The organism is Vibrio sp. 10N.261.52.A1 (assembly GCF_002876325.1).
GTDB lineage: Bacteria > Pseudomonadota > Gammaproteobacteria > Enterobacterales > Vibrionaceae > Vibrio > Vibrio chagasii.
This window is the reverse complement of record NZ_MCYD01000510.1, coordinates 1-7,664: the sequence shown is the minus strand read 5'-3', so window position 1 is coordinate 7,664 and position 7,664 is coordinate 1. Positions and strand designations below refer to the sequence as shown.

Annotated in this window: 6 protein-coding genes; 3 read left to right on the top strand and 3 right to left on the bottom strand. The window is 44.2% G+C overall.

Features of this window, described 5'->3' with window-relative positions; genetic code table 11:
• The first annotated feature begins 39 nt into the window (after nucleotides 1-39).
• Nucleotides 40-828, top strand: a complete 789-nt coding sequence (locus BCT81_RS06580; RefSeq protein ID WP_102423591.1) for an MBL fold metallo-hydrolase — start codon at nucleotides 40-42, stop codon at nucleotides 826-828.
• A gap of 123 nt (nucleotides 829-951) precedes the next feature.
• On the opposite strand, the gene BCT81_RS06575 is transcribed toward BCT81_RS06580, so the two are convergent.
• Together BCT81_RS06575 and rimK are read right to left on the bottom strand one after the other, a co-directional pair.
• Nucleotides 952-1,380: a RimK/LysX family protein gene (locus BCT81_RS06575; protein ID WP_008224746.1), complete on the bottom strand. Its 429-nt coding sequence runs from the start codon at nucleotides 1,378-1,380 to the stop codon at nucleotides 952-954.
• Between the two features lie 32 nt (nucleotides 1,381-1,412).
• Nucleotides 1,413-2,318 carry a 30S ribosomal protein S6--L-glutamate ligase gene (rimK, locus tag BCT81_RS06570; RefSeq protein WP_004740040.1) on the bottom strand — a complete coding sequence of 302 codons (906 nt, stop codon included), beginning with the start codon at nucleotides 2,316-2,318 and terminating at the stop codon, nucleotides 1,413-1,415.
• Nucleotides 2,319-2,921: 603 nt separating this feature from the next.
• Between rimK and BCT81_RS06565 the strand changes: the two genes are divergently transcribed.
• Nucleotides 2,922-4,706, top strand: coding sequence for an SgrR family transcriptional regulator (locus tag BCT81_RS06565; protein WP_102423588.1), 1,785 nt, complete (start codon nucleotides 2,922-2,924; stop codon nucleotides 4,704-4,706).
• A gap of 41 nt (nucleotides 4,707-4,747) precedes the next feature.
• Here the strand turns inward: BCT81_RS06565 and BCT81_RS06560 are convergent, their stop codons facing one another.
• A complete protein-coding gene (locus tag BCT81_RS06560) occupies nucleotides 4,748-6,646 on the bottom strand; it encodes a methyl-accepting chemotaxis protein (RefSeq protein ID WP_241908173.1) in 1,899 nt (632 codons plus the stop codon).
• 278 nt (nucleotides 6,647-6,924) lie between these two features.
• On the opposite strand from BCT81_RS06560, the gene BCT81_RS06555 reads away from it, so the two are divergent.
• Nucleotides 6,925-7,664 (top strand): MBL fold metallo-hydrolase (locus BCT81_RS06555; RefSeq protein ID WP_102423589.1); only part of this gene is annotated, 740 nt, incomplete at its 3' end.

Below are 7,664 nucleotides of genomic sequence, written 5' to 3'. Positions count from 1 at the left end.
GTATAGGTCTGACCAGTTGAATTATCACAAGGAGTGGGTTTGCAACTGCATACCATTAAAGGCTATATCCAAGACATGTATTTGGTCGAGTATCCGGACAAATTACTGTTGCTTGATGGCGCATGTCGAGCAGACATCCCGCATTTGAAGACTTTCATTGAAACCGAACTTATGCGTGATTTTTCTGATCTCCACACGGTTGTGGTGACACACATGCATCCTGACCATGCAGGGGCAGCGCACAAGCTCAGAAAGCTCACGAGCTGTAACTTGGTGGCAGCAAACCGAGATAAGGATTGGTATCACGGTATCGATGGTATCTTGATGCATTTGACCGATCTAACATTAGCAAGATGGATGGCAAACCGCTTAGGAAAGCCGAAAGCGAACTTGTGGTATTCAAGAAAGTTAAAGCCGGACTACAAACTGTCGGATGGTGAGAGCATTCCGGGTTTTGATGATTGGTTGGTTCTAGAAACCCCGGGCCACACCGACAGAGATCTTTCTGTTTATTGCCCATCTCACAGCATTGCCTATGTGGCAGACCTCATGGTGGAAGTGAAAAAGAAGCTGATTCCGCCTTTCCCTATCTTTCACCCTAACAAGTACCGAGAGTCAGTATCTCGCATCTATGACTTGCAACTTGATACCTTGCTGGTGGCGCATGGAGGACAAGTCGATTTTAGTCAGACAGCTTTTGAACACTTATTGATGAGCGCCCCAAGAAGACCGGTGACACATTGGCGGGTAACCAAAATCAAAGCCAAGAAACTGTTGTTATCGATTTGGCGTTTTGGTTTTCAATCTCATGGTAAATCTAAGAAATAGATCAGCCAAAAGTGGCAACTCGAAATTAAAGAATTGAAAGCAATAAGGCCAGTCATGAGACTGGCCTTATATCGTTGTGACGAGCTTTAGTTATAACCTGTGGAGCGGTTACGATGACTCGGATTAGTGAGTCAGCAGGAATTCACCCGCTGGATCAACAATCACTTTGTCACTCATGCCTTGACGACCAAGCAACATCATGTAAGTCATGTCTTGACGGTTGCTTAGCGTGATATCGATAGGCCATTGTTGGCCACCGATTCTCAGCATGGTCTCAATCACACAACGGTGTTCAACTTCGCCGTTAGATGATTTGATTTTCTTACTTGTTTTCAGTTTCGCCTTGCAGCGCACAGTCTCTTCTAGGTGATAAACGTCTGGGTGAAGATCAAACTCAACGAAGTTCTCACCGTCTGTTTTTACACATAGTAGATTGTCTACGTGTAGAGAAGAGGTTTTAGCCCCTGTATCAACACGTGTATGTAGTCCAGTTATCCCTAACTCTGGTAAGCAAAGTGCTTCGGTATTCCCTATGATCATTTTATTGTTCATTTTCTTTCCAATCATGAGTTAACGGTATTCAATCAGCCCTTGCCACGAGTACGGTTAGCGTTTGGCTTTGCATTTTTTTCGATGAACTCGAAAATCATGTCTGCTACATCTTTACCCGTTGCTTTCTCGATGCCTTCTAGGCCTGGAGAAGAGTTTACTTCCATTACCACTGGGCCGTTCTTAGATTGTAGAATATCTACACCACATAGGTTTAATCCCATGATTTTCGCTGCATTGATTGCTGTTGCGCGCTCTTCTTTGGTTAGTTTAACCAGTTGAGCAGTACCGCCACGGTGCAGGTTAGAGCGGAATTCACCCTCACCAGCTTGACGTTTCATTGCAGCAATTACTTTGTTGCCAACAACAAAACAACGGATGTCTGCGCCATTTGCTTCTTCAATGAACTCTTGAACCAAGATGTTCGCTTTTAGGCCCATGAACGCTTCGATAACGCTTTCTGCTGCTTTGTTTGTTTCAGCTAGAACTACACCGATACCTTGAGTACCTTCAAGTAGCTTGATCACAAGTGGCGCGCCACCTACGTTTTTGATCAGGTCTTGAATTTTGTCTGGGCGGCTAGCGAAACCTGTTTTTGGTAAGCCAATACCTTTACGAGACAACAGTTGTAGTGAGCGCAGTTTATCGCGAGAACGACTGATAGCTACTGACTCATTGATACAAAAAGTGCCCATCATTTCGAATTGGCGAACAACCGCAGTTCCGTAAAAGGTAATGGAAGCGCCAATACGTGGAATAACAGCATCGTATTGAGGTAGCTCTTCACCCATGTAGCGAATCTTCGGATTGTTACTCGCGATATCTATATCACAGTGCAACGTGTCGATAACATCGACCTGATGACCACGTGCTTCTCCAGCCTGCTTTAGACGAGCGGTAGAGTATAGATTTTCGTTACGAGAAAGAATTGCGATACGCATGGCGTTTCCTTAGTTAATACCTGATTGGTAACTGCAAAATTATTTAGTTGTTAGCTGAGCTTTCAGTTTTTTCTGAGGCTCCTTGCTTGCTTCGGGGCGAACCTTAAGGCTTTTTGTTTAACTAAGAAAACGAATTAAATTTGTCGAGTCGACAATGGAAATTTATCGATTGTGTGAGCTATTGGTACAGCAGGCTTGAGAGGGGATTTTGAAAGGAAAAGCGAGTTGAGACCTAACTCATATTGGGGGTAGGAGCATATTAGGCTGTACTCAACTCGCGTTTACTCGGTGCTAAAAAGTGTACTAATAACGCCAGTTACATAGATCTATAAGTGTTCGTAGTGCTTCTCTTTCGAGCTTACTGCAGGTGTTTTTTAGCTTGTTAAGATAGTATTTTCTCATGGTCATTACTCTCTCTGGTTAGGCTTTATTTACAACCTATGATTTGTTGCTGACCCGTTCATTATGGTTAATTAAGGGGAACTAAAAAACAGATAGTATTTTTATTGGTTGTTCCTGTTTTGGTCATATCGCACTACTTTTTTAAGATTGTGTTTTATAATGGGCTTAATTAGGAAGAGCTATCTTTAAAAGGTTCATTATTTGTCTGATCTAAACATGATGCGTTACTACACACGGCTAGAGTCGCTCGAGCCAAACATTTCTCATTCAGTCACCCTAACCGAAGTAGCGGATATGCTGTTTACAAGCTTGCGTCACGCTCGAACCTTACTTGGTAAGATGCATCAAGCTGAATGGGTGGTGTGGGAGCCAAAAGTTGGCAGGAATCAACGCTCTAACTTAACACTGCGTTTTAGCAATTCAGAGTTGGCACAGCATGTTGCAAGTAAACTGATAGAGCAGGGCAAGTACGAAAAAGCACTTTTCATATTGGATAATGACCGCGCTGTGTTTGGTTCTTTACTGCAAGAAACTTCCGGCGCGACCATGCGTGAAGGGCTGCTGCACGTTCAATTAACCTATAAGCGTAAGTTTGAGGATCTGTTTCCGCACCATATACACCGCAGTAGCGAACGATTTTTGATCAGACAGGTTTTTAGCTGCCTAGTGACGTGTAATGGTAAAGGTGAGTTAAAGCCTGAATTAGCTCACCATTGGGAATATGACACCGAGCAACTGGTTTGGACTTTCTATCTGCGCCCCGGTCTGACTTTTCATGATGGTCAGCCAGTAGATGCCAAGCAGCTGGTTGCTTTGTTTACTGCTTTACAAGCTCTGCCTTTCTATCAAGCTGAGTTGGCTCATGTCTCTTCCATTTTCAGTGAGCAGCCATTAAGGATCAGTTTTAAGTTAACCCAAGCGGATACTGGCTTTGCGGGTTTGTTAGCTGGCGTTAAGTATTCGATTCAACCGGCAGCACAGGTAACCCGTGAGCCTTCACCATTAAATTCAGCTTTTCATGCTGTGATTGGTACTGGCCCTTTTAGAGTGGTTGAAACCAACAGTGAGCGCATCAAGCTCTCGGCATTCGAACACTTTTACGGTTGTCGCTCTTTAACCGATGAGGTGACCATTTGGCAGTTTGAAGAATCGATGACTGGAAGCGCTCGATTCGATGACAGCCAAATGCAGGTGTCACCGTATGAAGATTCGGCCTGTTTTCATCAATTAGGGAAGAGCGACACTGAGTTAGTGTCTGCTGAAACAGATGGGCTTCGCAGTCGAATCGAAGATGGTTGTCTGTTTATTCTATTTAACCAAAACTCAGCGGCTAACTCGTTAAGTGATGAACAACGTAAGTACCTATCATCACTTGCAAACCCACAGGCTATTTTGACGCAACTTGAGCAAAACCAAGGCTTATTCAGTGTCTCTTTGGCTCAGAACATATTGCCAAGTTGGCAGAAGCTTTATCGAACGCCCTCTAGAGAGACTGAGTTGCCTAAGAAATTGAGCATTGCGGTTTATAACTACTATGCCCTCTATCGATGTGCTATTTCGGTGTCAGATATTATTCAAAGACATGGTGTGGAAGTTGAGGTGAATACCTACAGCTTTCGAGAATTAGCTCAGCTTTCTCAGCGAGGTGATTTAAAAGAAGACTTGGTGCTGTGTAATTTGAACCTCGATGACAATGCGCCATCTTCGTTGTTCTCGTGGTTGATGAATGACCCTGTATTGCATTCCGCGCTCGGAGAGATGAACAGTGATTGGCTCAAGCAGCGCTTAGATCAGCACAAAGCAACGGTTGAATTGCCGAACTATTTGGCTGAGTTGGAACCAATTGCATCGACACTGATTTCTGATTATTGGTTAGTCCCGATGTTCCATCACTTACAAACCGTGCGTTTCCAAGGGATTCTGAAAAACGTAGCCATCACCAACTGGGGATGGCCAGATTTCAAGAATGTATGGTCTGCTGACTAACTTGAGTGGGAGTGGTCAGCGTATTTCGCGTTCCATTGAAGCTAACATTTAAATTGAGAAACCAAACTCGTTAAATGCATGGCCTTAGCCCGTAAGTGTTGGCACTCCTGAGCCGTTTTCTCAATCATGCTATCGCTCTCCCTGGCTATTTCAGAAATGCCAGAGATGTGCGGTGAGATCTCGTTGATGACGTTAGATTGCTGGCCCGTTGCTGAAGCGATCTGCATGTTCATGGCATTCATCTGATCGACACTATGAGAAATGCTCGAGAGTTGTTGCTCTGAGTTGGAGGCTTCGACCTGACACTTACTGCCAAGTGTGGTGCTGGTTTCGATGGCTGTCACGGCTTGTTGAGTACGCTGCTGAAGCTTTTCAATAATACCTCGAATCTCTTCGGTCGACGCTTGGCTTCGTGAGGCGAGGGTTCTTACTTCGTCAGCTACCACCGCAAAACCTCTACCTTGTTCGCCTGCGCGAGCGGCTTCTATCGCTGCATTAAGGGCTAGTAGGTTGGTTTGTTCAGAGACACTGTTGATGACATCTAACACGGTATCGATAGAGTTCGCATCTTGAGCGAGTTGATTGATAATTTCCGTTGTGTCATCGAGCTGCTTGTTCATATGTTCGATGCTTTCTGAAGTGACAGAAACGGAGTTTTGACCAATGCTGATTGCACTCGCTGCATGTTGTGCACTGTCGGCGGCACCATTAGCGTTTTGTGCGATTTCGTCTGAGCTGGCACCCATCTCATGAATGGCTGTTGCAACTTGTTCGATCTGGCTGGTTTGTTGTTTGATGTCTTGCTCCATCGACTGCGCCATGTGATCGACACCTTGGATAGATTCAGATATTTGAATACCCGTGTTTGAGACATCTGTGAGTAAATCACTCAGATATTGCACGAATTGATTGTAGCCTTTGGCGATTTGTCCTATTTCGTCATGTCGCGAATCATCTAAGCGAAAGGCGAGATCGCCACCGCCTTTCCCTATCTGTTGTAATCGCTCGGCTACTTCCACAAACGGCAGCAAGAGCTTGTTGGTCGCCCATGCTGCGATCGGCGTATAAATGGCTGCAATGAGCAGAGCCATAAAGATGATGGTTTGGCTAAAGCCGTTTAATTCACCTAGTACGTCTTGTTTAGGAATTTGCGTAATTAGAGTCCAACCTATACCTGGCATCGCTTTGGAACCAAGAATTTGCGGCTGACCTTCGACGATAGCTTCATGAACGACGGTTTGTTTACTGCCGATTAACTGATCAGCTTTAATTCCTACAGAGTCTAGTGAACGTCCAATCAGATTTTTATCTGGGTGAACCTTGATGATCCCCTCTTGATCGACAAGAAAAACAATACCGCTTTCTCCGACGCTATAGTTGCTGATCAGTTGAGTAATACTTTCCAACGTTAAACCTATACCTGTGACGCCAATACGTTGACTATTTCGAGTGACCACATAGTTAACAAACAGTGCTGGGATTCCAGTGGCTGCGTCAATATCCAAAGAGAGTTCAAATGGCTGATTTGACTCGATGAATCGGTAGAACCATTGGTCGCTTTGTTCATTGGTAGAGATCGTTTTCAGCACGCCATTATGGGTATAGTAAGTGCTCGCTTCGTTGGAAACGTAATAGGCACTGATCGCGTTGAACTCATTTTTAACAGATTGAAGATAGGTTCGAAGCTCTTGTTCCGAAAGTCTGGTTTGCTGCATTAAAGGCGAAAGCGTCATCATCTTTGATGCAAGTATAGGCGTTTCCAACTTGAGGTTTATTTCATTACTCACCTCGCCGAGTGAAGCTGGTAATTCTCGCTCGAAGGTTCTATCAATCAAAATAGCCCGGCTTGATTGAAATGAATACACTCCCATCACGCTAATAATGGCAAGAGCAGCGACGATTGTCGCCAGTATCGCTTTGGTTCGTATAGTCAATTGCAATTTAGATTCCCTTCTAAAAAGATTCAATTCCATTTGTAAATGCAATGTTAATTGAAACCTGACTTTCTGGTCAATAAATGAAGTATAGAAATGAGTGCTGTGCGATATTTGTACAGATTTAAGATATCCACATTGGTCTGTGCTCGATATACGGAGTGCTTCTCTTCTAAATTTGATGAATAAAAAATTACACTCACTGGTTTACTTTTGTTTTTTGGTATGTAAACTAATCAGTGTAGTTTTTGAGTTGGGTTTTCCCAACGGTTGAAGAGAGACTAATGAAAAAATATCTATTTCCGATTTTAGGAGTACTTGCCGTGGTCGCTATCGTAAGCACAGGTTCACAATCAAATGACAATCTAGATAAGCTTCCGAAGAAGTTTGCTAACAGTGAGTTAGAGTACAAGTCGGGCATGTCTGATATTTTTTCAATCTTGAAGGCGTATGTAACTGTAGAAAGAGATGATCCAGTGCCACGAACCGCATTGCCTCTCGTTCCCATGACAGCAGAACAGCTGATTGAAGAGCAAGAAGACGTTGCGTACCGTTTAGGTCACTCAAGCGTGATGATGAAGCTCGATGGTAAGTTAGTGATGACTGACCCTGTGTTCAGTGATCGCGCATCACCAGTCCAATGGATGGGACCAAAGCGCTTCCACCCGACCCCTATCTCACTGCAAGAACTACCTAATATCGATGTGGTGGTTATTAGCCATGATCACTACGACCATTTAGACAAAGGTGCAGTTAAAGTATTAGCCGACAAAGTAGGGACATTCTTAGTGCCATTAAGAGTGGGCGCACTGTTGGAAAAGTGGGGCGTGGATAAAGAGAAAATCATCGAATTGAACTGGTGGGAATCGGCAACAGCGTCAGATATCGAGTTTACCTTGACCCCAACACAGCACTTCTCTGGGCGTGGCTTGCTTGACCGTGACCAAACATTGTGGGGGAGTTGGGTTATCAAAGCTTCAGACAAAAAAGTCTTCTTTAGTGGTGACTCTGGTTACTTCAATGG

What these genes read in the sequence shown, in the direction of transcription:
- BCT81_RS06575 (WP_008224746.1), bottom strand. Translation starts at nt 1,380, where the DNA reads ATGAACAATAAAATGATCATAGGGAATACCGAAGCACTTTGCTTACCA.
- rimK (WP_004740040.1), bottom strand. Translation starts at nt 2,318, where the DNA reads ATGCGTATCGCAATTCTTTCTCGTAACGAAAATCTATACTCTACCGCT.